27 protein-coding genes and 1 riboswitch are annotated in these 25,932 nt (G+C 43.7%); of the genes, 21 read left to right on the top strand and 6 right to left on the bottom strand.

Annotated features, from left to right (window positions below):
• Positions 1-534 precede the first annotated feature (534 nt).
• Together codB and ITG12_RS17795 are read left to right on the top strand one after the other, a co-directional pair.
• Positions 535-1,773 (top strand): cytosine permease, encoded by a 1,239-nt coding sequence (codB, locus tag ITG12_RS17800; protein ID WP_038867329.1) that lies wholly within the window; start codon positions 535-537, stop codon positions 1,771-1,773.
• Positions 1,774-1,782: 9 nt separating this feature from the next.
• Positions 1,783-3,060: a cytosine deaminase gene (locus tag ITG12_RS17795; protein ID WP_038877668.1), complete on the top strand. Its 1,278-nt coding sequence runs from the start codon at positions 1,783-1,785 to the stop codon at positions 3,058-3,060.
• Positions 3,061-3,110: 50 nt separating this feature from the next.
• Here ITG12_RS17795 and ITG12_RS17790 read toward each other — a convergent pair whose 3' ends face one another.
• Positions 3,111-3,293 carry a hypothetical protein gene (locus ITG12_RS17790; RefSeq protein WP_009704791.1) on the bottom strand — a complete coding sequence of 61 codons (183 nt, stop codon included), beginning with the start codon at positions 3,291-3,293 and terminating at the stop codon, positions 3,111-3,113.
• A gap of 535 nt (positions 3,294-3,828) precedes the next feature.
• On the opposite strand from ITG12_RS17790, the gene ITG12_RS17785 reads away from it, so the two are divergent.
• The 10 genes from ITG12_RS17785 (at position 3,829) to ITG12_RS17740 (ending at position 11,791) form a co-directional block, all read left to right on the top strand.
• The gene (locus tag ITG12_RS17785; RefSeq protein ID WP_038877670.1) at positions 3,829-4,599 is read left to right on the top strand and encodes a hypothetical protein; all 771 of its coding nucleotides are present in this window, start codon (positions 3,829-3,831) and stop codon (positions 4,597-4,599) included.
• Between the two features lie 106 nt (positions 4,600-4,705).
• Positions 4,706-5,359, top strand: coding sequence for an HD domain-containing protein (locus ITG12_RS17780; protein WP_038877672.1), 654 nt, complete (start codon positions 4,706-4,708; stop codon positions 5,357-5,359).
• 1 nt (position 5,360) lies between these two features.
• Positions 5,361-6,098, top strand: a complete 738-nt coding sequence (locus ITG12_RS17775) for a helix-turn-helix transcriptional regulator (protein WP_009704793.1) — start codon at positions 5,361-5,363, stop codon at positions 6,096-6,098.
• 10 nt (positions 6,099-6,108) lie between these two features.
• Entirely contained in the window at positions 6,109-6,468 is a 360-nt protein-coding gene (locus tag ITG12_RS17770) for a hypothetical protein (RefSeq protein ID WP_038877674.1), read from the top strand.
• 183 nt (positions 6,469-6,651) lie between these two features.
• Positions 6,652-8,508, top strand: a complete 1,857-nt coding sequence (locus ITG12_RS17765; RefSeq protein WP_038877676.1) for an MFS transporter — start codon at positions 6,652-6,654, stop codon at positions 8,506-8,508.
• Positions 8,509-8,567: 59 nt separating this feature from the next.
• Positions 8,568-9,185, top strand: coding sequence for a cob(I)alamin adenolsyltransferase/cobinamide ATP-dependent adenolsyltransferase (locus ITG12_RS17760; RefSeq protein ID WP_005442468.1), 618 nt, complete (start codon positions 8,568-8,570; stop codon positions 9,183-9,185).
• A 122-nt stretch (positions 9,186-9,307) separates the two neighbouring features.
• Positions 9,308-9,448, top strand: a riboswitch (FMN riboswitch).
• 172 nt (positions 9,449-9,620) lie between these two features.
• Positions 9,621-10,277, top strand: a complete 657-nt coding sequence (gene ribB / locus ITG12_RS17755) for a 3,4-dihydroxy-2-butanone-4-phosphate synthase (protein ID WP_038877678.1) — start codon at positions 9,621-9,623, stop codon at positions 10,275-10,277.
• Between the two features lie 110 nt (positions 10,278-10,387).
• Positions 10,388-10,933 carry a glutathione peroxidase gene (locus tag ITG12_RS17750; protein WP_038877679.1) on the top strand — a complete coding sequence of 182 codons (546 nt, stop codon included), beginning with the start codon at positions 10,388-10,390 and terminating at the stop codon, positions 10,931-10,933.
• A gap of 11 nt (positions 10,934-10,944) precedes the next feature.
• A complete protein-coding gene (locus ITG12_RS17745; RefSeq protein WP_038877680.1) occupies positions 10,945-11,391 on the top strand; it encodes a DUF3429 domain-containing protein in 447 nt (148 codons plus the stop codon).
• 154 nt (positions 11,392-11,545) lie between these two features.
• Complete coding sequence (locus ITG12_RS17740) at positions 11,546-11,791, top strand: hypothetical protein (RefSeq protein WP_005433479.1); 246 nt, start codon at positions 11,546-11,548, stop codon at positions 11,789-11,791.
• Between the two features lie 60 nt (positions 11,792-11,851).
• Here ITG12_RS17740 and ITG12_RS17735 read toward each other — a convergent pair whose 3' ends face one another.
• Both ITG12_RS17735 and ITG12_RS17730 read right to left on the bottom strand, forming a co-directional pair.
• On the bottom strand, positions 11,852-12,451 hold the full coding sequence (locus ITG12_RS17735; RefSeq protein WP_038877682.1) for a thiol:disulfide interchange protein DsbA/DsbL: 600 nt from the start codon (positions 12,449-12,451) through the stop codon (positions 11,852-11,854).
• Positions 12,452-12,533: 82 nt separating this feature from the next.
• Entirely contained in the window at positions 12,534-12,911 is a 378-nt protein-coding gene (locus tag ITG12_RS17730; RefSeq protein WP_038867315.1) for a hypothetical protein, read from the bottom strand.
• A 193-nt stretch (positions 12,912-13,104) separates the two neighbouring features.
• On the opposite strand from ITG12_RS17730, the gene ITG12_RS17725 reads away from it, so the two are divergent.
• Both ITG12_RS17725 and ITG12_RS17720 read left to right on the top strand, forming a co-directional pair.
• Positions 13,105-13,410 (top strand): isoamylase early set domain-containing protein, encoded by a 306-nt coding sequence (locus tag ITG12_RS17725; protein WP_038877683.1) that lies wholly within the window; start codon positions 13,105-13,107, stop codon positions 13,408-13,410.
• Between the two features lie 224 nt (positions 13,411-13,634).
• A complete protein-coding gene (locus ITG12_RS17720; protein WP_038877685.1) occupies positions 13,635-14,354 on the top strand; it encodes an SDR family oxidoreductase in 720 nt (239 codons plus the stop codon).
• An 85-nt stretch (positions 14,355-14,439) separates the two neighbouring features.
• Here ITG12_RS17720 and ITG12_RS17715 read toward each other — a convergent pair whose 3' ends face one another.
• Positions 14,440-15,093 carry a GntR family transcriptional regulator gene (locus ITG12_RS17715; protein ID WP_038877687.1) on the bottom strand — a complete coding sequence of 218 codons (654 nt, stop codon included), beginning with the start codon at positions 15,091-15,093 and terminating at the stop codon, positions 14,440-14,442.
• Between the two features lie 148 nt (positions 15,094-15,241).
• Here ITG12_RS17715 and ITG12_RS17710 point away from each other — a divergent pair, with 148 nt between their 5' ends.
• From ITG12_RS17710 to ITG12_RS17700, 3 genes are all read left to right on the top strand, one after another.
• Positions 15,242-16,597, top strand: coding sequence for an FAD-dependent oxidoreductase (locus ITG12_RS17710; protein ID WP_038877689.1), 1,356 nt, complete (start codon positions 15,242-15,244; stop codon positions 16,595-16,597).
• A 10-nt stretch (positions 16,598-16,607) separates the two neighbouring features.
• Complete coding sequence (locus ITG12_RS17705; protein WP_038877690.1) at positions 16,608-17,732, top strand: mandelate racemase/muconate lactonizing enzyme family protein; 1,125 nt, start codon at positions 16,608-16,610, stop codon at positions 17,730-17,732.
• Between the two features lie 187 nt (positions 17,733-17,919).
• The gene (locus tag ITG12_RS17700) at positions 17,920-19,524 is read left to right on the top strand and encodes a BCCT family transporter (protein WP_038877692.1); all 1,605 of its coding nucleotides are present in this window, start codon (positions 17,920-17,922) and stop codon (positions 19,522-19,524) included.
• A 101-nt stretch (positions 19,525-19,625) separates the two neighbouring features.
• Here ITG12_RS17700 and ITG12_RS17695 read toward each other — a convergent pair whose 3' ends face one another.
• Positions 19,626-20,861: a hypothetical protein gene (locus ITG12_RS17695; protein WP_152436641.1), complete on the bottom strand. Its 1,236-nt coding sequence runs from the start codon at positions 20,859-20,861 to the stop codon at positions 19,626-19,628.
• Positions 20,862-21,088: 227 nt separating this feature from the next.
• Positions 21,089-22,276 carry a hypothetical protein gene (locus tag ITG12_RS17690; protein ID WP_038877696.1) on the bottom strand — a complete coding sequence of 396 codons (1,188 nt, stop codon included), beginning with the start codon at positions 22,274-22,276 and terminating at the stop codon, positions 21,089-21,091.
• A 582-nt stretch (positions 22,277-22,858) separates the two neighbouring features.
• On the opposite strand from ITG12_RS17690, the gene ITG12_RS17685 reads away from it, so the two are divergent.
• From ITG12_RS17685 to ITG12_RS17670, 4 genes are all read left to right on the top strand, one after another.
• Positions 22,859-23,572 (top strand): response regulator, encoded by a 714-nt coding sequence (locus ITG12_RS17685; protein WP_038877697.1) that lies wholly within the window; start codon positions 22,859-22,861, stop codon positions 23,570-23,572.
• Entirely contained in the window at positions 23,572-24,858 is a 1,287-nt protein-coding gene (locus tag ITG12_RS17680; protein WP_038877698.1) for an ATP-binding protein, read from the top strand. The genes ITG12_RS17685 and ITG12_RS17680 overlap by 1 nt, the downstream gene beginning before the upstream one ends.
• A gap of 133 nt (positions 24,859-24,991) precedes the next feature.
• Complete coding sequence (locus tag ITG12_RS17675; RefSeq protein ID WP_038877700.1) at positions 24,992-25,384, top strand: glycine zipper family protein; 393 nt, start codon at positions 24,992-24,994, stop codon at positions 25,382-25,384.
• Between the two features lie 170 nt (positions 25,385-25,554).
• Complete coding sequence (locus ITG12_RS17670) at positions 25,555-25,911, top strand: diacylglycerol kinase (RefSeq protein WP_038867306.1); 357 nt, start codon at positions 25,555-25,557, stop codon at positions 25,909-25,911.
• Positions 25,912-25,932 lie beyond the last annotated feature (21 nt).

The following is a 25,932-nucleotide window of genomic DNA, read 5'->3' as shown; positions in this document are numbered from 1 at the left end:
TGTATCAGAAAATCGCTATTTCACCATTCCACTATTGACCAACGCGCAGCCAACAAAAAAATACAACCGATTACATGAAAGAAAACACAAACAAAAACCACTTAAAACAATCAACTCAGCAGCATTTAAACACTAAGGCATCATAATTACATTCAGCTTCCATAATTTAAGTTTGATTTATGAACAAAGTAGAACGCCCACCAAAAGAAAACGGTTGCTTTTGATGCCAAAAACCCAACATTTCATACATTCATAAACAAACATATAAAATCAACTTAAATACCACCATGAACCAAATGATACCGATTTCATTACATATTTACCCACCGTAGATTGTAGAAACTGGAATTTTTTTCATTCCACAAATAAATTATAACCTCATGTTTATAAAGGACTTAAAATCATAAAAGCGTAAAGTAAACGTTTAAATGACAAAAAACTCATTGACTATGAGATTTACATCACGATAATACGCGCCGTTTGCCCAGAAATTGGGATCGATAATTAGTTTTAATTTTCTTTGCGGAGGTAAAAATGGCTGCAGACAATAACTACAGTCTAGGACCAGTTCCTAACAGTGCCAGAAAGGGCGTTGCTTCATTAACCATGGTTATGTTGGGACTCACTTTCTTCTCCGCAAGTATGTGGACGGGCGGTTCGCTCGGTACTGGCCTTTCTTTTGACGATTTCTTCCTCGCTGTTCTCATCGGTAACCTCATCCTCGGTATTTACACTTCCTTCCTCGGTTACATCGGCGCTTCTACTGGTCTCTCTACTCACCTCCTTGCTCGTTTCTCTTTTGGCTCTAAAGGCTCTTGGCTTCCTTCCGCACTTCTTGGCGGTACACAAGTTGGTTGGTTTGGTGTTGGCGTAGCGATGTTTGCGATTCCAGTGAACAAGGCAACAGGCATCGATACAAACACGCTTATCATCATTTCTGGTCTACTCATGACCGCAACGGTTTACTTTGGTATCTCTGCACTTATGGTGTTATCGGCAATTGCAGTACCAGCAATTGCCCTACTAGGCGGTTACTCGGTAGTGGAAGCAGTAAATAGCGTTGGTGGCGTAGCAGAACTTCAAAAAGTACAACCTTCGCAGCCAATCGATTTCTCTGTCGCTCTTGCTATGGTCGTAGGCTCATTTGTCAGTGCGGGTACGTTAACCGCAGACTTCGTTCGATTCGGCAAAAAGCCAAAAGGCGCAGTGATGGTCACCATGGTGGCGTTCTTTATCGGTAACTCACTGATGTTCATCTTTGGCGCAGCTGGTGCAGCGGTAACGGGTCAATCAGACATTTCAGAAGTGATGATCGCGCAAGGTCTTCTTATTCCAGCTATCATCGTTCTTGGCTTGAATATTTGGACAACCAACGACAACGCGCTTTACGCCTCAGGCCTGGGCTTCTCCAACATCACTGGTTTGCCAAGTAAATACATCTCAATGGCGAACGGTTTAGTAGGTACATTGTGTGCACTATGGTTGTACAATAACTTTGTAGGCTGGTTAACCTTCCTATCGGTTGCAATTCCACCAATTGGTGGCGTAATCATTGCGGATTTCTTCATGAACCGTAAACGTTACACAAATTTCGCAGCAGCAGAGTTCCAAACGGTAAACTGGGCTGGCATTATCGCTGTGGCGATTGGTGTTGCAGCAGGTCACTTCCTTCCGGGTATCGTGCCTGTGAATGCGGTACTAGGCGGCACAATCAGCTACCTGATTCTAAATCCTATTCTTAATAAAAAGACACTGGCACAGCAGCCAGCGTAAGGAACCATCATGACAACACTATTGATCAAGAACGCAACGCTAAAGGGACAGGAAGGTCTCCAGCAAATTTTGATTGAGGATGGTCAATTCAAGCGTATTGAAGACAATAATGTAGAGCTAAATTACACAGGTGAAGTGCTTGATGCAGAGGGCGGCATGGCTGTCGCTCCATTCTGTGAGCCTCACATTCACCTAGACACAACGCAAACAGCAGGTGAGCCAAGCTGGAACATTTCAGGTACGCTTTTCGAAGGCATTGAGCGTTGGGCTGAGCGCAAAGAGATGTTGTCGATTGAAGATGTGAAATCACGCGCGAAGCAAACGCTTAAGTGGCAAATTGCAAACGGCGTACAGCACGTTCGTACTCACGTTGACGTTTCTGACCCTACCCTAATTGCCCTAAAAGCGATGGTAGAAGTTCGTGAAGAAATGAAAGAGTGGGTAGACATTCAAATCGTTGCGTTTCCGCAAGAAGGTATTTTGTCTTACCCGAACGGCAAAGAACTGTTAGAAGAAGCGGTTCAGTTGGGTGCTGACGTTATTGGTGCGATTCCTCACTTTGAATTCACTCGTGAGTACGGTATTGAATCTCTACACTACGTTTTCGAACTGGCACAGAAATACGACCGTTTGATCGACGTACACTGTGATGAGATCGATGACGAGCAATCACGCTTTGTTGAAACGCTTGCTGCGCTAGCGCACAAGTTCAACATGGGTCACAAGGTAACTGCAAGCCATACAACGGCTATGGGCTCTTACAACGGTGCTTACGCATCTCGCCTGTTCCGTCTGCTACGCATGTCTGGTATCAACTTCGTTGCAAACCCATTGGTGAACATTCACCTTCAAGGCCGCTTCGATGATTACCCGAAACGCCGTGGTGTGACTCGTGTGAAAGAAATGCTGAATGCGAACATCAACGTGTGTTTTGGTCACGATGATGTCTTCGATCCTTGGTACCCACTAGGCACTGCAAACATGCTACAAGTGCTGCATATGGGTCTGCACGTGTGTCAGGTGATGGGTTACGACCAAATCAACAACTCACTGGATCTGATCAGCACGAATTCAGCACGTACACTGAACATTCAAGACAAGCACGGCATTGAAACAGGTAAGCCAGGTAGTTTACTGATTCTTCCTGCAGAAAATGGTTTTGACGCAGTACGTCGTCAAGTGCCAGTTCGTTACTCTGTTCGTCACGGTAAAGTGATTGCAGAAACACAGCCTGCGACAACACACATTCACCTTGGTGAGCAAGAGCAAGTGACTTACAAACGCTAATCACTGAGCTTTTAAACAAAAAAAGGGTCTGATTGAATCAGACCCTTTTTTTATTTCTTCACGCGCTGTGTTAGGTGTCTACGGCAACTAATGACATTCCTTAGCAACGAAGGCGTATTCCCTAAATAAACAACCTTGCCATCTTCATCAACAATGGCAGGTACAACCTTTAAGCCTTTCATATCTGCGCCGTATTCCACCAACTTACGTTCTAGCTCATATAAATCCTGCATATCTCGGACTCAATTTATAATTATCAATTTTCGCGTGAATGCTATCCCTCTAAAGAGATATCAATACTGATCTGGATCATGAAAGATAGATCCTAATTATGGTGGGCTCAAACTTGAGACACTTCATGGTTTGAATGTGTTTTTGAATGTGAAATTTTGTGAATTGCATTCAAATTAAATTTCATAATATAGACAATTTGCGTAATAAATATTTGCACTCCTTCGTAACAAACACTAAAGTTAAGGAGTTAGTTGAGCTTTATACTAAAATGCCGCAAATCGCCCAAACACAGATTTAACACTAACAACGTCAAAATTAGTGCTTATAAAATAAAGAATAAAATAAAACCTAGGGTCAGCAGCAATGTTGACCCTTTTCTTTGCCTCCATCAAATCGAGCCAAACAGAAAAATTTTGAGCCTTATAGCAAACAAAACTTTTGCGTGATAACTGTCGGTTATCAGCGAGATAAGTAGATTCCTAATCAAACAGCGTTCAATAATAGCTTCGAACCAAACATCTCGGAGTGAAATACATGAACATTTTCAACAAAACTACATTGGTCGCGGCGCTATCTCTTCCCCTACTTGCAGGATGCGTGACTCCGGGAGAAGATGATCCAAACGCATTAACAAAACAAGGCGCTGCAGGTGGTGCACTTTTAGGTCTGACGATGGGCGCTTTGACGGGGGATGCTGAGCTTGCCGTGAAAGGCGCAGTTGCGGGTGGTGTCGCCGGTGGTGTCGCAGGTGCGGGCGCGGATATTCACAATAACCGTGACAACATTCGCCACGACAGCCGCAATGACGCGATTAGTGGTATTAACGGTGGTCAGAACACAGCAGCAACCAATGCCCCGCAACAGTGGCAAGAGATCGATAACTTTGTAGGTGATTGGAACGTAAATATCCAGAACCACAATCGCGACTTCAAAGGCTTAGAAGGTTTGTCGGCACACGGCTCGCTAGCAAAAACAACAGAAGCAAATGTTAAGGTGACCAACTCGCAAGGTGTTGACCTTAATGCCGCGTTCACGTTCGATCCACAAGCAGGCTACCAATTGACGCTGACCAATGAAGCAAAAGATGTATCGGTTGCTTTTGCTGGCGAACAACAATCACAAAACCATCGCTACAACTTCTACCCGATGAACATTAACGACGTCATTTACCAAGGTATTCCGACGGGTGATGTGCGTGTCGAGCTAGGTTTTGCAGGTCCAAACGTTTGGACCATCGATAGCTACGCTTACATCGACGGAGCAGAACAAAAAGTACAAACGTTCCGATTCACTCGCACCCTGTAAAACAACAAGGCTTTCTTCGCAACATCTCAATAACAACGCCTCATTTGGCAATTTAATAAAGGCTTAGGCATACTCTGTCTAAGCCTTTATTTTTTAGAAGAAATCCATGTCTCAACTCAACCTAGCAGAGCTCAGCCAATTTGAGCCCCAGTTCCTACAGTTTATGCTGCAAGAGATGCAAACTGATGCCGCTCACGACCTCAGTCACGTACAACGCGTAGTCAAAACCGCTCGTCAGCTAACAGAACAAGAAGGCGCAGATTTAGCCGTTGTATTACCTGCTGCGTATCTGCACGATTGCTTTACTTACCCAAAAGATCACCCGAACCGCAAACAAAGCTCAACGATTGCGGCAACCAAAGCGATTTCGTTTCTAGAAAGCATCGACTACCCTGCTCAGTACCATGACGCTATCGCCCACGCGATCGAATCTCACAGCTTTAGCGCCAACATTACACCAAATACGTTGGAAGCTCAGGTCGTCCAAGACGCAGACCGCTTAGACGCGCTTGGCGCAATTGGTGTGACACGTTGTATTCAAGTGAGCACGTTATTTGATGCCGCCTTATATAACGAACAAGACATGTTTGCAGAGCATCGAGAATTGGAAGATAAACGATTCACCATCGATCACTTCCAAACCAAATTGTTTAAAATTGTTGAGACAATGAACACCAAAGCAGCATATGAAGAAGGTTTGAAGCGTAAAGCGTTTATGCAGTCTTACCTAGAGCAGTTGCGCCAAGAAGTAGAAGGTTAATATGTCGGAAAGTCACGACCTAATTAAAGAGCTCAAACGCCAACTCAAGCAATCTGGCTTGCACTATGTCGATGTCGCGCAGCACTTGGAACTGAGCGAGGGCTCCGTAAAACGCTTATTGGCAGAAGGCAGTCAAATCAGCCTCGACCGCTTGGAGCGTATCTGTCAGCTGATTGGGTTAGAAATGGCAGAGCTATTTAAACTGGCAGCAGCACACAACAAAGGGCTGGAGTCGCTCACGCTAGAACAAGAAAAACAGCTGGTTGATGATAAAGGCTTATTGTTGGTTGCGGTTTGTGTGGTCAATGGTTATCGCTTCGAACAAATCATCGAGCAATACACCTTTGATGAGTTAGAGCTGATACAAAAGCTCGCCCAACTCGACCGCCTCAATATCATCGACTTGCTGCCAGGTAACAAGATTCGTCTGCGTATATCCCCGACTTTCAAGTGGCACACAGGTGGCCCTATTCAGCGTTTCTTCCAGCAACAAGTTCAAGAAGCTTTCTTCCAGAGCTATTTCTCTGCTGAAGATGAAAAGCTAGTGATGGCAACGGGCTTAATGAGCTTGCCAACCAACAAGAAGATGCAGCAAAAGCTACAAAAGGTCATTGATGAGTTTTATCAGATCTGTCAGAGCGACGATTCACTGGATATGAACGAGAAGCACGGTACCTCTCTGGTGATTGCGATGCGTCGTTGGACATTCCCGTTGTTTAACCCTTGGGAACGCAAATAGGTACTACCTGATGCTCGATAAACTCAAAAGCCTATCGGTCAAGACGAGACCTATTCTCCCTTTCTTCATACTCATCGCGTTTAGTGGTTTTGCGGTGTTCATTGCCACACTCTTGCAACTTTCTGATGTTGTTAAGGAGTCTTATCTTATTCCGAGTGGCGTAACTGCGTTGTGGGCGCTTGCCGCTTGGGTGATGATCTCAAGCTTTCAGCATGTTCCTGAACTTACACCAAGCCTCGGTTTTTTCAAACGAATGAAAGCTCGCTTGGTGCGTCTGTTCTTTTATTTGGTGACATTAGGCTTTATTGGACTCTCTGGTTTCATTCTGTTTGTCACATTGAGAATGCTCAGCGTCTGGTTTCGACACTAAGCTCATCTCGTAACGCATGAGAGCACCAATCAGTGCGATATCACAAAATCATGAAACCAAAAGTATCGCAAAGTGTTACTTTTGGTTTCTCATAACGTAACTCTTTTCTTCACACTCGCTTCCTAAAACGCAACCTTTAAAGTGCTCCCATCTCAACGCGATTTTTGCAATTACGGAGCCAGCATGTTTCTCACTAAACGATTCTTCCCCTATTTCGTGACTCAGTGCCTTGGTGCACTGAACGACAATATCTACAAGAATGTTCTCTTGTTGATGGTAACCTACAGCCAAATTGACTCACTACCGATGTCGGTTGACCTTTTTGTTAACCTTGCAGCGGGCTTATTTATTCTTCCCTTTTTTCTATTTTCTGCCCACGCTGGTGCGATTGCCGACAACATGGACAAAGCCAAGTTAATCCGCCGCTTAAAACTTATTGAATTAGTGATCATGAGTTGTGCAGCGACGGCTATCATGACGCAGAGTGCCATTCTAATGCTGGTTCTACTCTTCATGACTGGTACTCAATCGGCTTACTTCGGCCCTGTGAAATACGCTCTACTTCCTCAAGCGCTAAAATCTGATGAGCTAGTGAAAGGCAACGCTTGGGTTGAGATTGGGACTTTCCTTTCTATCCTGATTGGTACATTAAGCGCAGGTCTATTGCTTGCGATTCCAAATGGTATGCTTATCGCCTCTTGCATTGTGATTACGCTGTCACTACTGGGCTTTTTAAGCAGCGCAAACATCCCTTCTCTGCCAAGTAAGAAAAGTGACCAAGTAAAATTCGAACCTGTTACTGGTTTGAAGAAAACACTCAAACTGGCACAAAAACAACGCGGTATTTGGATGTCGATTCTAGCGATTAGTTGGTTCTGGTTTATGGGTGCGACTTACCTGACTCAATTCCCCAATTTTGCTCGTGAACACCTATTTGCAGACAGCACTGTGGTTTCTCTGTTGTTGGCTCTGTTCTCAGTTGGTATCGCGACAGGCTCATGGTTATGTGAAAAGCTGTCTTTCAATCAAGTTGAACTGGGTATTCTGCCATTTGGTATTTTGGGCTTAACGATTTTCAGTGTCGACCTACTATGGGCAGTACCTGCAATCGAATCTTTCCCAAGTCAGTATTACGACGTACAAAGCTTTGTTGCCCAATCTTCACATATTCGAGTAATGATCGACTTGTTCTTGGTTGGTGTGAGCGGAGGCGTATTTATTGTTCCCCTTTATGCGTTTATCCAATCGCGCTCAGAAGAGGGCGAATGTGCTCAATCTATTGCGGCAAACAACATCATGAACGCACTGTTTATGGTCGCTTCCGCTGCTGTTTCTATCTTGGTGTTAAGTGTTTTAGAGTTCTCTATTGTTGAGCTATTTGCCATTTTGGCAGTCGGTAACTTCATCGTGGCTATCTACGTTTACCGTCAAGTACCTGAGTTTACTCAGCGCTTTGTTAGCTACTTGCTAAGCCACTGTCTGTACCGAGTTTCGGTAACCGGTCGCCAGCATATCCCAGAGCAAGGCGCTGCGCTGATTGTGGCAAACCATGTGAGCTATGTAGACGCTTTGATTCTAATGGGCACATCAACCCGTCCTGTTCGATTCGTGATGGACAAATCAATCAGTGAGCTGCCTGTTCTTAAGCACGTTTTTCGTCATGCTGGCGTTATCCCAATCTGCTCTCCACGCAAATGCGCAGAGACTTACAAAAGAGCTTTCGAACAGATTGAGCAAGCTCTTAATAACGACGAGGTAGTTTGTATCTTCCCTGAAGGTCGTTTGACCTCAAATGGTGAACTGGGCGAGTTCCGACCGGGTGTTGAGAAGATTCTAAAACGTACACCGGTTCCAGTGATTCCAATGGCGTTAAAAGGCTTATGGGGCTCTTTCTTCAGCCACAAGAATGGACACGCGTTAACGAAGCGCCCTACTCGCTTTTGGTCTCGTATCGAAGTCAATATTGGTGAGCTATTGCAACCAACCACGTTAGATCGTCATTTGTTACAAAAAGAAGTGCAAGATTTGCTAATTCGCTGACAGTAGTCTCATGGATAATTTAGTAGGATAAAATCAACATCATAAATCTAGGAGGCATTATGAAAATCATCATCTTACATGGTCTTTATATGCATGGGCTGGTCATGCAGCCTCTTAGCCAAAAGCTGAGAAAACTGGGCTACGAGACCCAAGTATTGAGTTACAACACGGTTTCAATTAACGAAGAGTCGCTGTTCGATTCCATCGACAAAGCGCTTAATCCGCTGACTGCTAATGTGTTGGTGGGTCATAGCCTAGGTGGTTTGATGATTAAACGATACCTCGCGAGCAGAAAACCATCGACAAGTCTGGTGTCCCACGTTGTGGCAATTGGCTCGCCACTGAAAGGCGCATCTATCGTCACTCGCATTCAAGATTTGGGATTCGGTGCGATGCTTGGTAATTCACCGTATCACGGCCTTAACAAGCACGAAGATGTTTGGACTTTCCCACAAAAGCTCGGCAGCATCGCAGGCACAATGGGCATTGGCGCTAGGCCGATTCTAATGCATAAAGACAACACTATGTCTGATGGCACAGTGACCGTTGATGAAACACGTTTAGAAGGCATGCAAGATCATATAGAGACGAAACAGACTCACACTAGCCTTATCTACAACACCTATGTACCTGCGCAGATTGATCACTTTATCAAAACTGATCACTTCAGCCGATAGCGCACTTTTCCATCAAGTAGTTGCAATCTACTTTTCAAGCCAAGGCGTTCGCAGTACTATCTCTACTCCGACCACTCATTTGAGTGTCGGAGTTTTTTACTTCTAACCATATTGGTTGGATTCAATGTTCTCAGGGCGGGGCGAAATTCCCCACCGGCGGTATACTCTTTTGAGTGAGCCCGCGAGCGCTCGATTCGTCGAGGTCAGCAGATCTGGTGAGATGCCAGAGCCGACGGTTATAGTCCGGATGAAAGAGAATAAGAAAACATCAGCGGTTTCCTCAACGTTCTGTGTTGATGAACACTGGTGCACTTCTTTTTGGATCGCATTTTTATTGCGCGGGTTGTGCCGTCTTACAGTCGGTGGCTCAGTGCATACATAAAATGTGACGATCCCTCATACCGCCCTGATTCTGGTGATATTTAGGAGTTAACCATGAATCAGTCATCACTACTTGCCGAATTTGGCGACCCAATTACTCGCGTTGAAAACGCACTTATCGCATTAAAAGAAGGCCGTGGCGTGCTTCTTCTTGACGATGAAGATCGTGAAAACGAAGGCGACATCATTTATTCCGTAGAGCACCTGACTAATGAGCAAATGGCTCTGATGATCCGCGAGTGCAGCGGCATTGTGTGCCTATGCCTGACAGACGCTCAAGCAGACAAATTGGAACTGCCACCAATGGTTGTGAACAACAACAGCGCAAACCAAACGGCTTTCACGGTTTCTATTGAAGCGAAGCAAGGCGTAACAACTGGCGTTTCTGCCGCTGACCGTGTAACAACCATCAAAACAGCAGCAAACCCAAATGCAAAACCAGATGACTTAGCTCGTCCTGGTCATGTATTCCCTCTACGTGCTCGTCCTGGTGGCGTAATGACTCGTCGTGGCCACACAGAAGGCACTATCGATCTGATGCAAATGGCCGGTTTGCAGCCTGCAGGCGTGCTATGTGAGGTGACAAACCCAGATGGCACTATGGCAAAAGCACCAGAGATCGTCACGTTTGGTCGTTTACACAACATGCCAGTACTCACTATCGAAGACATGGTTACGTACCGTAATCAATTTGATTTGAAGCTAGCGTAATCAACACGCATTTGCCCTAGTCAAAAGCCGCTGAACTCAGCGGCTTTTTTTGATCGGTTTGATTCCTTTGCGAGTAGCTATACTTAGTAAAAACAAAAGGAATCAACACCATGAAGGGAATCACTCGCAGCGCACTTGCCACAACACTACTCTCCGCTAGCTGTTTGGCTTTTGCATCGAGCTGTCCAGATATCTTGCAAGGAAAGCAAAGGCTTCTCAATTCAACGGAAGAAATAGAGCTTTGTGACGCCTTCAAAGGCAAAACGCTACTGGTCGTGAACACCGCAAGCCAGTGTGGCTTTACCCCTCAATTCGAGCAATTAGAGCAGTTGCATCAAACTTACAAAGACCAAAACTTTGCCGTTGTGGGCTTTCCAAGTAACGACTTTCGTCAAGACCGTGGCAGTGAAGAAAAAACCGCTAAAATTTGCTATCTCGACTACGGTGTTACCTTCCCTATGATGGCGCGAACCTCTGTTCTTGGCGAGGATGCAAACCCAGTATTTGCCGAGATCAGTACTCAAGCGGGCATTACTCCGAAATGGAACTTCTACAAGTTCTTGATCAACAAAGAAGGTAAAGTCGTTGCGACCTTCCCAAGTTCAACCTCTCCAACAAGTACTACGCTTACTAACATGATTGAACAGCAACTGTAAGGAAGGCTGCTATGACGACCACACGTACGACAATGCTGCAATTGGGTTATTTAGGACTGCTGCCCTTTCTGTTCAGCTTGGTTCTCATCGTTACAGAAAGGACTTTGTTTAACTTATCTGGGGAGCAGTTTTTTATTGCTTACAGTGCGGTGATTTTGAGTTTTCTTTCCGGGGTACTTTGGGGCAACGCCATTGATCATTTCTACCATCGATTGAGTCGAAATGCCTTGGTGCTAAGTAACTTATTCGTATTGCTTGCTTGGGGAGCATTGCTGCAAGGTAACAAGCATTATGTCACCGCGACTCTGTTATTGGCAGCTGGCTACATTGCCGTTTGGTACGCGGAAAAGCTGATTCGAAGAGTAGAAAAAGAAGCGGAGCCAAAAGGTTATCAGATGATGCGAGGCAAGCTCACGACAGGTGTGGTACTTATGCATGGGTTGGTTTTAATCGTTTAAACTGGTCTGTCCACCTACCAGATCACAAAATTAACCAAGTTATATAAAACAATGTTCATTTCGTGAAGTGCGCGTAATTTTGAACACCGTTTTGTTTTAATTATGAATGGATGGTCATATAAGTATCTCAAAAGCATTCACAAAGGATATGAATATGTTTTTTCGTAAACTTCTTTTTAGTACCGCAGTTATCAATGCAACAGCAGGTTGTGTGTCTTATCAAGCACAACAGGCTGCGGTCAATACGGTGAATACCACTGGAGTGGTTCTTAACAACGTAGTGAAAACCACCATCGCTCAGCCTTGTAACGTTGCCGTCACTGTTGCCAGCTTGTTTTATCCAAATGCGATCTTTATGACTGATATGCCAACCGCAGCTTGTACGGCTGTTCTCCGCTAACGCAAAATGAACATAAAAAATGGCGACCTCGATGGTCGCCATTTTTATTTTTCTCAAAAACTATAGTGTCAGTAGGTAATTCACTAACTCGTTGTATTCATCATAAGTACGAATCTCATTAGGGATAACGATGTACTTATCGTTGACCAATACACCTGGAACACCCGTTAATGTGCTTTGTTTGAACTGCTTATCAAAGCCCTTCTGCATTGAGTTAACGGCAAAGCTGTTGTAAGCCGCATCAAACTTCTTCGCATCGACGCCGTTATCAACGAAAATCTGCTTGAGTTCAGATTCATCTTTTGGCGCTTGGCGCTTTTGATGAATTTGAGCAAACATCGCCGGTACCATCGTCTTCTCTACGCCCAAAGACACCATTGTTGCGTATGACTTAGCCATTGGAACGGCCATATCGCTGCCCATAAAAGCAACATGAACTTTCTCAAAACTTGCATCTTTCGGTAATGCTGGCTTCATGTTGTCAATCACTGCTTCAAACTTGTAACAATGGGGGCAATAAAAAGAGAAGAATTCCGTCACTGTCGGTTTGCTGGCCTTGTCTACATCTAAGACCTTGTAGTGCTTACCTTCTTCAAATTGTGCTGCGTGGGCAGTAAATGCCAATAAAAGGGTGCTGCATAGCGCGAGTAGCTTTTTCATGTTTGATTCCTTTAGGCACACCTGTGCCATTCTCATTAATAAATAAAACGCCAGTTGGGCTGGTCAATGATTGAGGCTGGAATCAAACAATTGGAGGACGGTAAGGCTTATAAATAACGAGCACCGCTTTCGGTGTGAGCGCTTTGTCGATCAAAGCAAGACGATGAGGGAGTTGTATCTGTTCATCTTGCAAAAGGTTCGTGGGAATTTTAACGAGGCATGAAGAGGTACAACTGGTATGTGGTTGCTGTCCTTTCTCTAAGACATGCACATCTTGATGAGACTCAACACAATCCGTTCGTTCAGTACCTAATGGATGATGAAAGTCATCAGAAGCCGTTTGTAACGTATGATGTTCAATCGGTGCCGTAGCCGCACGTACACTTGACGCAAAACCAGTTAGCAGCATGGCCAACAAGCAAAGCATTGTCATCATTAATGTACGATTAAAACTCAACATACAACTTCTTTAAAATATGGTGAATACTCATCATACAGAATCCACTCTTTCATACAAGTTATCCGATGAGTAACACCCTCATAAACCAGAAGATTCTTACTTTCGTTACCGACTACGATTCCAATAAAACTTGAAATCACTATGAAACCTGAGTAATAGTTAGATCAGTTTTTGTACAAACAAGGAAAGATTAATGCTTAAAAAGAGATTCTTTAAAACAAAAGATGAAGTCGAAGTCACGTTCGAGCTAGACAAAAATCAGTGGGAGTCGATTCAAATTGCAGGCGATTTCAACAACTGGCAACCAGAACCAATGAAGCTCGTGAAGAAAAGTGGCCAATTTAAATTTAAAACGCGCTTGCCGACGGAACAAAATATCCAGTTCCGTTATCTATTTGACGAAGCTGAATGGGAAAACGATCCGCAAGCAGACGCATACGTGCCTAATGGCTTTGGTAGCGACAATAGCGTCGTTTGTACCCAAGAGCAGCCAGCTTAATCACTAAATACACAAACTAAGGTGCACTAGTGCACCTTTTTTATTGCCTAATTTTCATAAAGTTACCACCAATTGTTGTTATATGGAAACAGTGTTTTACCTAAAGCGATATATATCAACAAACACCATTTCCTTAATATATCCACATCGCAGCGAAACAGGTGTTCTTGACTAAAAGCTGCTCTCAAACGAAAGCAATTCTTAAAAAATTAAGGAAACAAAAGATGAAAAAACTGATTGTAATCACAGGTGCAAGTTCTGGTATTGGTGAAGCTATCGCACGCCGTCTAAGCGATGAAGGTCACCCACTTCTTCTTCTTGCTCGTCGTGTAGAGCGCTTAGAAGCACTAAACCTGCCAAACACGCTATGTGAAAAAGTAGACGTTACTGAAAAAGCTTCATTTGAAGCGGCAATTGCTAAAGCAGAAGAGAAATTTGGCCCTGCTGACGCACTAGTAAACAACGCAGGCGTGATGCTACTTGGTCAAATTGACACACAAGATGCATCAGAGTGGAAACGTATGTTCGACGTGAACGTACTTGGTTTGCTAAACGGCATGCAGTCTGTGCTAGCACCAATGAAAGCGCGTAACAGCGGTACTATCATCAACATCAGCTCAATCGCAGGTAAAAAGACGTTCCCAGACCATGCGGCTTACTGTGGTACTAAATTCGCGGTTCACGCAATTTCTGAAAACGTTCGTGAAGAAGTAGCAGCATCAAACGTTCGCGTAACAACAATCGCACCAGGCGCTGTAGAAACTGAACTGCTTTCTCACACTACATCGCAAGAAATCAAAGATGGTTACGGTGCATGGAAAGAAGACATGGGCGGCGTGCTAGCTGCTGATGACATCGCACGTGCGGTTCTGTTTGCTTACCAACAACCACAAAACGTTTGTATCCGTGAGATCGCTCTAGCACCAACTAAGCAACAGCCTTAATCTGTGCAATTTTAAGACGAACAAATTCAAAAAGCGGCTCAATGCCGCTTTTCTTGTTGCTGTAATCAAACGGACCCAAACGGCATTATTTCCTCGGTTTAATCGTTCGATAAGCCACATCAGTTAGGTAGTCATTGAGACGATGTGATGCCGCGACCGCTTCCTCGCCATCAGTATGGCTGACAGCACGTAAAACTGCAGCATGAAGAGAAGATGCTTCAACCAAATCTGAGTCTTGGTTTTTAAATGCAAACCAAAAGCGGCGGGATAAGCCTTGTAGTGGTGCCATTGCTAGCTGCAGATACTCATTACATGCAGCTTTGACGAGCAAGGTATGGATTTCTTTAAGTAAAGACGCGTAAAGCAGATCATCTTTGTTTTCTGCACAAGCTTCTAACTGCTCAGCCAACATTAACATCTGCTGTTTCTCTTCAACACTTGCTCGCGAGGCAGCGTAGTTGACACATAAGGCTTCAATGTCGCGACGGACTTCTAAGATCTTTAGTTGGCTCTCGACAGAGATTGCTGGGATTTGAATTCCACGTCGCGGGTGGATCTCAACCATACATTCATAAGCCAATCTTTGTAACGCTTCTCGAACTGGCGTTCGCCCAAGTTCTAATTCTTCTGCCAACTGTTTTTCACTGACCATACTCCCTGGTTCTAATTCGCGGAAGATGATCATTTTTTCAAGTTTGCTGTATGCAACTTCTGTCTTATTGACTGAATTTACGGTCATTCTCGTTCCTATTCCATTGATCAATCTTTTAGTGAGCAATCTCACGATAAGAAGTTTTGCCATTGTACCAAAAAAAGAAATCCGAATATATTAAAAACATACAACTGATATATCAGATGAACATCAGTAATCTATTAGTGAGGTAAGAATGAAATCTTGGAACATTATCCGTCGTTATGAACACACTCCTGACCTACCTGTTTTGGCTGAAGTAGAAGTGTTAGTTATTGGCGGAGGTCCTGCTGGTGTTGCCGCAGCTGAAACGGCAGGTCGTCTAGGTAAGAACACTTGGCTGATTGAGAAATACGGTTTTTGCGGTGGTGCTGCCGTCGCGGGCTTATCTGGCACTATCTGCGGTATGTACATGGCATCAGATGATGAAAATGCACAACCAGAACAAGTGGTATTCGGTTTTACAGAACGTTTTCGTCAAGCATTAGAAAACAAAGGTGGCGTCACTGCTCCACAGCGTTACGGTAAAACGTACACAGTGACTCACGATCCTTTGATGTGGCGTGAAGTTGCTGATGATTTCCTAGAGCAAGCAAATGTCAAAACTCTATTCCATACGTCAGTCACTGGCGTGATCATGGAAGGCGATGCATTTAAAGGCGTGATCATCGAATCAAACGCAGGTCAAAGTATCATCTTAAGTCAACAGATCATCGACGCTTCTGGTGATGCTGCTGTGGTAGCTCGTGCGGGTATGGATTATTACTTTGGCGACAATGGTCGTATTCAAAACCCAACCATGTTCTTCCGTTTTGGCGGTGTCGATATGGACACTTATCTCGACTACTACGGCAACGACACGATCTGCCCTACAAAAGTCACCGAAAATATTCTTGCAGCCAACCAGAGCGGTGAATACCAGTTGCCACGTCATAAGATTTGGATTTTTCCGACCACACGCGCGAATGAGCTGATGGTTAATGCGACACGCCTTGCAGGTCAAGATGGACGCATGCTGAACGTCATTGATCCTGAAGATTTCACAGAAGCCGAAGTGTTCGGTCGTCGCCAAGTTCGTGAATACGCCCGTTTCTTGAATAATTTTGTTCCTGGTTGTGAACAGGCATTCGTTGTCGACACCGGTGTAGAAGTCGGCATTCGTCAAACGCGTTCTATTGTTGGTATCGAAACGCTAACTAATGAAGACGTTGTTAACTGTCGCAAGCGTGAAGACGGTATTTGCCGTACCCCTTGGCCTATCGAATTGCACTCCGGCGACAAACCAAAACTGCACTGGCTAATTAACGATTACTACGACATCCCATTCCACACGCTAGTGCCAGTGGTTGGTGAAAATATCATTGTTGCTGGTCGATGCTTGAGCGCCGAACACGAAGCCCTTGCTTCTGCTCGCGTCACCGCGCAATGCTTTGAGCTTGGTCATGCAGCGGGCATTGCTGCTGCACAAGCGATTGATACAAATACGGCGATTCGTGACCTAAATGTCGCGGAGATTCGCGCCACCATGATTAAAAATGGCTCACGCCTGTAAGGACAGAAAAATGACCGATCTAAAAATTGAACGTGTAGAACTTTACGCTGTAGCAGACCGCGATGCAGCACCTGTACCATGGGCAGATAACCAAGAACCTTTGTTATACACCAATAACATCATCCGTCTAATTTGTAACGATGGTACAGAGGGGTTAGGCGCAACAATCAGCTATACAGAGAATGATTTTGACCGTTGCATTATCGAATCTCAACGCACCATAGTTCCAGGTTTACTGGGTAAAAATCCATTGGCAACTCAAGAGCTCTACAACTGGTTAATGGCGCGTTGTACTTGGGGTGGTCTGCCAGCTAAAGCGCCAATTGATATCGCAGCATGGGACATCAAAGGCAAAAAAGCGGGCATGCCTCTTTACATGCTTTTAGGTGGCGCTCGAAACAAAATGTTGTCTTATGCATCGACGCCAATGTTCGACACCGTAGATGAGTACTTCCCGTACCTAGACGACTGTATTGCACACGGCTTTAAAGCAATCAAGCTTCACTGCTACTGCGTGTACGAAAAGGACGTTGCCCTTGTTGACGCAGTTCAGGCTCGTTACGGGAAAACTGGCATTCGATTCATGCTTGATACGGCAACCTTCTACACGCCAGAACAAGCAATGGCAATGGCAAAACGTCTAGAAAGCTACCACTGGGAGTGGTTAGAAGCACCGGTTTCTGATTACGACTACAACACTTATAAACGCCTAGTTAAAAATACCGACCTTGAGATTTCTAGCCATGGTAACTGCTTGTTAACACTGCAAGAAGTGACCTATGCCTTATCACAAGAGATGTGGTCTGACATTCGCCAAGACGCGACGGTTTGTGGTGGTATTACGCCTCTAAACAAATGCTTCCACATTGCAGAGGGCTTCTCTAAGAACCTAGAGATCCAATCAATGGGTTACACGCTAACGCAAGCCGCAAACCTGCACGTCGCTCTTGCGCATAACAACTGTAAATTCTTTGAACAATTCTACCCTTACGAAGACTTTGAGCTAGCGTCGAAAACCGTTATCCGCACCGACAAAGAAGGTTATGTCCGTGCTCCTGAAGGCAACGGCTTAGGTGTTGAAATGGATTGGGACAAAGTGAAAGAAATGTCTGTGGCATCGTACGTGTTCGAATAAACCGCAGCTTCAAGACAAAAACAATTAATACAGAGACAGCAAAAGACTGACATCCCTCTAACCCTACACTGTCTGCCTTTCTAATTACTCGTATGGGAACGGGAGAAAGGCAGACGCCCTGAGTGTCAGTGACAATAAACAAGGCCGTCCGAGTATTCTCATTAATAGACAATATTGGAAAGTCACAATGAAATTGAATACTTCAGAAATCGACTGGAAACTTACTTTTGGCAGTTTTGGATTTGTACTGCTTCTAGGTATTCTTGCAGTGGTATACCCAGAAGCCGTAAAAAGCACCATGAGCGGCATGCTAGATTTTACCGTCATTAACTTCGGTTCTGGTTTCCTTTGGTACACACTTTTCGCAACAGGTGCCCTATTGTTCCTCGCCTTTTCTAAATATGGCGATATTCGTATGGGCGACACCAAACCTAAGTTTACGAAATTCCAACTGTTCGCAATGGCATTGTCTGCGGGCATGGGCGCAAGCACCATGTACTGGGGCTTTATTGAAGCGGTATACTACTTCATGGACCCTCAGTTCGGTATTACAGATAAAGCCATGGCAATGGAATACGCTACGGCTTACAACATGTTCCACTGGGGCGCTGCAGGCTGGTTTATCTACCTCATTGTAGCCATCCCATTCGCCGTCGTATTCTACCTAAAGAAAAGCCGACGCATGAGCCTAAGTGGTGTTATCAACTCACTTTTTAATGATCGCCTTCCAGTTTGGGCTCAGAAGTTTATTGACCTACTGTTCATCATCACCACGCTTGCCGCAACCGCATTAACATTAGGTTTGGGCATCCCGATGATTTCCTCTAACCTAGCGAGCTTAACAGGCATTCCAGACAATTTAATGTTGGGTATTGGCGTTATCCTTGGATTGTCAGTGATCTTCTCTCTCAGCTCTTACATCGGCATTGAGAAAGGCATGGCCCGCCTATCTAGTGCAACCATTTATATCTGTGCAGCGTTTGTTGGTATCATCTTCATCATCGGGCCATCAGCTCTGATCATGAACAACTTAACCAATGGCATTGGTATCATGTTGACTGAATACATCCGCATGAGCACCAACACAGATCCATATGGCACAACGTTGTTCCCTCAATACTGGACGGTATTTTTCCTAGCGAACTGGATTTCTTACTCACCGGGTGTAGGTGTCTTCATCACTAAGATCATCCAAGGTCAGAAGCTAAAAGACGTGGTTCTAATCCTAGTGATTGGCGGCACAATGGGCTCTGCGGTTATCTTCGGTGTATGTGGCACCTTCTCAATGGATCTTGTAAACAACGGCGTCGTTGATGGTGTCAAACTGATTGGAGAAGGTCAGCCAACTGAGTTGGTGAAGCAAGTATTTGACTCAACATCTATTCCAATGTTGCTAACTGCTATCTACCTAGTCACGATGATTCTGTTTACAGTAACAACACTAGATGGCACCTCGTATTCACTAGCAGGCATCGCAACTAAACAGCTAGATGAAGAAGCAAACGTAAACCCAATGTTTCGTCTGTTCTGGTGCTTATTGCTAACAGCACTACCAATCATCTTCTTACTGATTAATGCTGACTTGAATATCCTTAAAGCGTTCCCTGTACTGATCATCGTATTGATCGTGCCAGTGTTCTTCATCGCGGCGGTTAAAACACTCCAATACCTTAAGCAAAACTACGAACAAATTATGGAGCATCAACGCAAACAAGATGAAATCCTTGCCAAGGAAGTACAACAAGAACAAACCGAGGTTACCAACCAGCAACCTGCTCCACAGGCTAGTTAGTCACCTTTAGGCAATTAAAAAAGCTCCGAGTAATCTCGGAGCTTTTTTGTTTTGACTGACCCGTCCTGAAATGTGTCTTCACATTGTGTGACGAATTACAACTACTTCACCCAGATCCTTGCAGCTTTATCATTGTAGTGACTTGAAGAATGCCAGATTCGTGTCCATCGGTAACAACCATAGTAATGGTGTTTACCGCGTTTTTTACCCAACTTGATTTTGTAGCCACGAGTTAGACGTGGAGATATTGTCATCGCGGAAAACATGTAGATGTAATTATCACTCAAGTCGTATACCGCTTTCTTTGGTGCAACGCATAAACGCTTACCTGTAAAGTCATCATTTTCGTAAAAACAGGCAAGATTATCATCAGGTTCAATCAATATCATAGATGTCTTATCATTCAGATACTTAACAAACCTTTCATCCTTGTAATAAGTCCTATATTTAGTTTTTCGACCAAATTCATAGTCAGAAACTAAAGTCACACGATACCCATTACGAATAGTGAAAGATGACGTGATGTCGTTAAAGTCAGCAGGAAGTTTCAAAGGTTTGTTTATATCTTTGGTGGAGTAGCAAAGACTTCGCCCTTTATAGTGTGCATGCTCGTAAAGACACAAGGCTGTCTCACCTACCCCATCATCAACTTGATACGAAGGAGAACAATCACTTACAAGAGTCGGATTACCAATTGAAAAACCACCCACAGCACAAGCTTTAATAGAGCTTGTTTCGTTAGTAACAGCTTTGCCTATCAATGTTTGTTCATCGACAAAATAACTAATCGTATTGTCCAGTACGCGTTCATTTTGATCCAAGTGCTCTTGGTAAATGAACGAAAACACTCCCGCCCCATCAATAGACTGAGAGTAGGACTCTGGTTGTACACCCACCATAAGGTTATCACTGTCAACAAAATCGATTTCAATACCGCCTGTATTCTCAATGATCTGTCTAGTACTTACAGGACTGCTCACATACTCAGAACACTGAACCTTCAAGTTGTTATCAATACAAAATCGTACTTTATTGGTTTCAATAGTGTTACTGGTTAAGTAAACTTTGCTACTCAGTTTGACACCATTCTCAGCTTGCCAGTAGATATCTTGAGAGTTCCCTTGTTTATCAAAGTTCGTCGCCAACTCACCATCAACATAGGAAAAAAGTACATACTGCCCAGATGTACCCATGCTTTGTCGCGTTATAGAGAAGCTTTCGGAGACTATTTCTAGATTACCTAAATTGTCTAGCGCTGATGCTGACGTTCCGGATAGTGCTTTCTGGGGTATTGAACCCACTAATATATAAAACAAAATAAATGAAAACTTTTTCATAATACCTTTCCGTTTGTTCGTTACCTTATTTCATTAAGTAATAGGTTTTTAAATCTTCTGATGAGTTATAATTAAGAAGCTCAGTTTCCTATGTTAAATGAAACAGATTAAAATTGGTTAGCAAGAGTTTAAAAAGTAAAAAATCTCGCTAACCAACACTTATTAAATAGAACAAACTATTGCTAGCATTTCTTGTAAAAATAAAGCAATAGTGCTAACAATAAATATTAATCCGTATTTTTCTTACAGATATAATATCCTTTATAGAAAGAGCGAGGTGCTTTTTGAACGGAAAGATCATCACTTAGCATAGTGACTTCTCCCCACCCACCAGTGACAGCGAAACCGGATTCGATGTGATTGCTTGACCAGTACCCTGTTTCTCCAGGCCAAGTCGCATCAATCTCATCCATATCTTCATTGACAAGGGTTTGCATATCGGCCGCAGAAAGTGCACTTATCTTGCCACCTAGTGCTTTACAATATGAATTTAGAAGATGCTCATCTCCTTCAAAAGACGGGGCTGCTGTGTAAGTTTTTTTCGCAGTTTTATCTGCATTCCAAACATCCTCTTCATGTTTGAACGATGTCGAAGGGAAAAGAACATCAAACTGTTGTTTAGTAGGTGGACGGCAGTACGGATCACAATCAGATTCAGCAACAATCCTCGTAGTACACGCATTCCAAGTTGTGTTACCTACATCAAAGTAAACATCCTCACATATCTCTACCACATTTACTGGAGCCAAATTAAGGCTCTTCAATTCGTAATATGCTTGAACGTCTACCTTTTTCCCACTTAGAGCCGGAGTATTGGTGCCCTCACTTACCTGAGTTGCTATAACTTTTTTATCAACTTTATCTTGTATCAGACTCAACCATAAGCCAATACCAACTTTTGAACCTTCTTCGTCATCCCCAGTAGGTCCGATATATGAAAAATCCACGGTAATGCCGATATCGCTATCTGCATTTAGTACAACATTATCTTGAACTGTTTGACTCACAGACCACCAGTCTCGATAATCAATAAAATCATTAGCAGTTCTTAACCGATCAGGAGAGTTCACATAAACGGAAGCAGAACACGATGAGTCTAAACATAGAGAAATGCTTCTCCCAGCATCAACTTGTTTCGGTGTATACAAGATACCATTCATCAATCGTTCGTTACTTGTAGCGTCAATCCAATAGTAATTGTTCCTCTCCCCCGTTGCAGAATAAAGGTTCAATCCCATGCTTCCATTAACGCTTCCCGTAATACTTTGCCCAACGTTAACAACTCCACTTTGATGCAAAGTCGGTATTTCAATTTTTTCAACTGACGCATTACTTTTCAGTGGTAAAAAAGAAGCTAAGAATAAAACTGGGACACTATACTTATGTTTGAATTTTTCTCTAAATAACAAATGCATTTACTAAATCTCATGTAACCAATGGAAATAGGAAATATTCATCATTACTTTATAATTTAAAAGTTCCCACCTCATAATTCTTCTTATACTATTTGATAAGAGAGCTAATTATTTTTAATTTTATGTCATTCATTCACACAATAGCTTGTCATAAATTACATATAAATGGACGAAAATCTCAGTACCATTTTTACTAATTGCATTAAATACTTTCTGATCACAATCCCATGCAGCCTAATAACGTAAATGCGCTTCCCTCTTCAAGTGATCTTACATCAAGCTCAACTTGCCAATTGATCAACGAACTAAGAAGTAAAAGAAATAGAATTAATATGAGCCAAGAAGACTTAGCGTCATTTTGTGATACATCAGCGAGCCATATCAGCAAGATCGAAAACCTTAGAGTTGTTCCTAGACTAGATACGTTTTTAAGAATGTGTTTAGCCTTAAACGTAGAAGTCACCATACTAACAAGGTAAAAAACTTTTAGGATAACAAGTCATCAATGCAAATGCGTTTATTGAAATCCCTGACAAATTTGTTTAAGTTTCAGGGATAATTCCTACAAGATGCATCACTGCTATGAACGTAATAGACACTAAGCAATCCCTTATCATCGTGGAAGATGACCCTAAATTGCAGGCTATGCTGAGCGAATACTTTGCAGAGCAGGGCTTTGACGTCAGTTGTTTCGACAATGGGACCGATGCACCCGAGGCAATTCTTGAAAGCCAGCCAGATCTCGTTCTTTTAGATTTGATGCTGCCGGGGCAAGATGGATTGAGTGTTTGCCGCCAGATCCGCGAATGCTATAAAGGCAAAGTGCTGATGCTTACCGCAAGTGATGATGATTTTGACCATGTTGCTGCGCTTGAAATTGGTGCCGATGATTTCGTAACTAAGCCGATTAAACCGCGTGTTCTGCTTGCTCGTATTCGTATGTTGTTACGCCGCAAGGAAACCACAGCTTCAGACTCCGATACCTGCCTTGAAATCGGTGTGTTATGCCTAAACCGATTACGCAAAGCTTGTAATCTAAATCATGAGCCGATTGCACTCACCGATGGTGAATTCGATTTACTTTGGGTACTCGCTAGCCATCCTGAACAAACCCTTTCTCGCGAGTGGCTTACCAAAACGTTGCGTGGAATCGAATACGATGGCACTGACCGTACGATTGACAACCGAATTGTAACGTTAAGGAAAAAGCTTAGCGATAGCACAACTCCCCCACAAAAAATCATTACTGTCCGTGGTAAAGGCTATCTCTTTATGCCTGATGCTTGGAACGTGTAATGAAACGAATTTATCTGGAAAGTTTTTTAGGTCTGATCATTCTTTTCGTCGCCAGTTTGGTTGGATATGAAGTCATTGTTTATCAACTAAATACGGACTATGACTACTTACTTGAAGAACACGAGGCACAAGCTTTCCATGAATTGATCTACCCTATTTACCAAGATAAAGGGGAAGATTACACCATTCAGCAACTAGAGAAGTTTGCGACATCAAGCCACATGTTGTTGATAGCGCAAGAGATGACGAGCCTCCCTCCTGAAGTTGAGAAAGTTTTTGATGAAGATCCTTTCGTTAATACGGCCTTCGATGATGAGAGAGATTTGTGGTTTCGCTTTGAGCCTGGATCCCCAATTTTTAAACTGAGCGAAAACCCCAACAGCCCTATCATTCAAGCCATTAACTTTGATGACAACATTGTTTGGCTTTTCTTTCTAGCTGGTTTCGCGCTTTACTGTGTCTTATTGATTTGGTTCCTAAGCCGCCGTGTTCGAGCACTTGAGAAGGTCACTGTCGATTTTGCCTCTGGTGATTTTAATGCTCGAGCTGATACGTCTAGTGCCAAATCCGTGGGTACTCTGAACAAAAGCTTTAACCATATGGCAGAGAAAGTGTCTCGCCTGATCACGACCAACAAGATGCTTACCAATGCTGTCGCGCATGAACTACGTACACCGATTTTCCGGCTACAATGGCAAGCGGATCTCTTAGCTGACTCGACACTTAACAAACAACAAGAGAAATACATCAAGAGCATCGTAGAAGACATTGATGAAATGGAAAATATGGTCGAAGAACTGCTCTACTATGCAAAAATGGAGCGACCAAATGCCGAGATTCAAACTTCCTCTGTCGCCTTATCAAGCTTTGCTAAATCGTTTTTACCCAAGTGGCAACGTGACACCCAACTTTCAATCTCGATTGACGACACAAGTTCTCAGCAGACGGTCATTGATGCTGACCCGAAACTGCTTAAACGTGCCTTAGATAACCTACTTCGCAATGCAATGCGTTATGCACAAAACCAAATCGTGCTAGAGATTGTAGAGACGCCTGAGAAGTCTTGTATTCGCATACACGACGACGGCTGTGGTGTCGAAGAGAAAGACTGGCCTCATTTGTTTGACGCGTTTTATAGTGCTGACAAATCACGTAACAAGAGCACCAGTGGCTTCGGTTTGGGGCTTGCCATCGTCAAACAGATCGTTGAATTGCAGAACGGCGAAGTCTATGTCTCACACAGCCCGTACGGCGGTGCGTGTTTTACAATCTGCTTTCCCAAATAAACTCATAAACTTATCAATACTCCCTTAAACGCCATTACAAAAGGCGACACTTCAATACAATTGGCCGACAGAGCACCACAATAAAACAGTGTACATTTAATCCATAAATTCACAGCAATAATGGATCAACGCAATGTATAAACCTCTTCTTCTCGTCACCCTTTCTTCCACACTTGCTGCTTGTGCTTACAACCAAGAACCTGTTGTCGATATGACCAATGTTGACCAAGCCCAATACGAACAAGATTTTACTTACTGCCAAGGTTACGCAGAAAAAGTAGATAAAGGTGAAGCCGCTAAAACGGAAGCACAAAATGGAGCCGTTACTGGAGCATTGGTCGGTGCCGTTGCTGGCGCATTAGAAGATGGCATTGGCGGGGCTGCTGTGGGTGCGGTTGCGGGCACAGCTGTCGGAGCAGGCGCCGGTGCTGTTGGTGGTGCTAGTGATTCAACCAAAACTCAAGCATTGGTTCTTCGTAAATGCCTAGCGAACAAAGGCTACACAGTATACGACCTTGAATCATAAAGTATAAATTCTCATCAATTGCATAAATAATTGAGTTTATAGCTGTGAATTTCACAAATGTTTCACGATCACTATTCTACTCTCCAACCGTAATTAGATGCCTTTTCTTTAAGGGGCTTGATCCCTCATTGCCCTCTCTTTTTTTGGCTTAGTCGTATAAGGCTCTCATTTTGAAACCAGGTAAAACAGGCATTCGCCGAATATTGGACGCAACCGGCTATTCACTTCAAGGATTGAAAGCAGCATGGACTCATGAAGCCGCTTTCAGACAGGAACTAGTACTCACTCTCGTACTTTCTATCTGCGCATTCTTGCTTCCTGTCACCACCTTAGAACGCATCATGATGATCAGCAGCCTTCTGTTGGTCGTGATTGTTGAATTGATTAATTCCGCCATCGAAGCGGTTGTCGATCGTGTCAGCGATGACTGGCATGAACTCAGTGGAAGAGCCAAAGACATTGGCTCCGCAGCAGTTTTTGTTGCGCTTTTTCTCGCCCTTTTTGTTTGGGCGTCGATTTTACTTTAGACCAACCGAAGAATGTCACTT

It is taken from the genome of Vibrio sp. ED002 (assembly GCF_023277445.1).
GTDB lineage: Bacteria > Pseudomonadota > Gammaproteobacteria > Enterobacterales > Vibrionaceae > Vibrio > Vibrio jasicida.
Note: the sequence above shows the minus strand (reverse complement) of the source record. Positions and strands in the feature narration are given on the sequence as shown.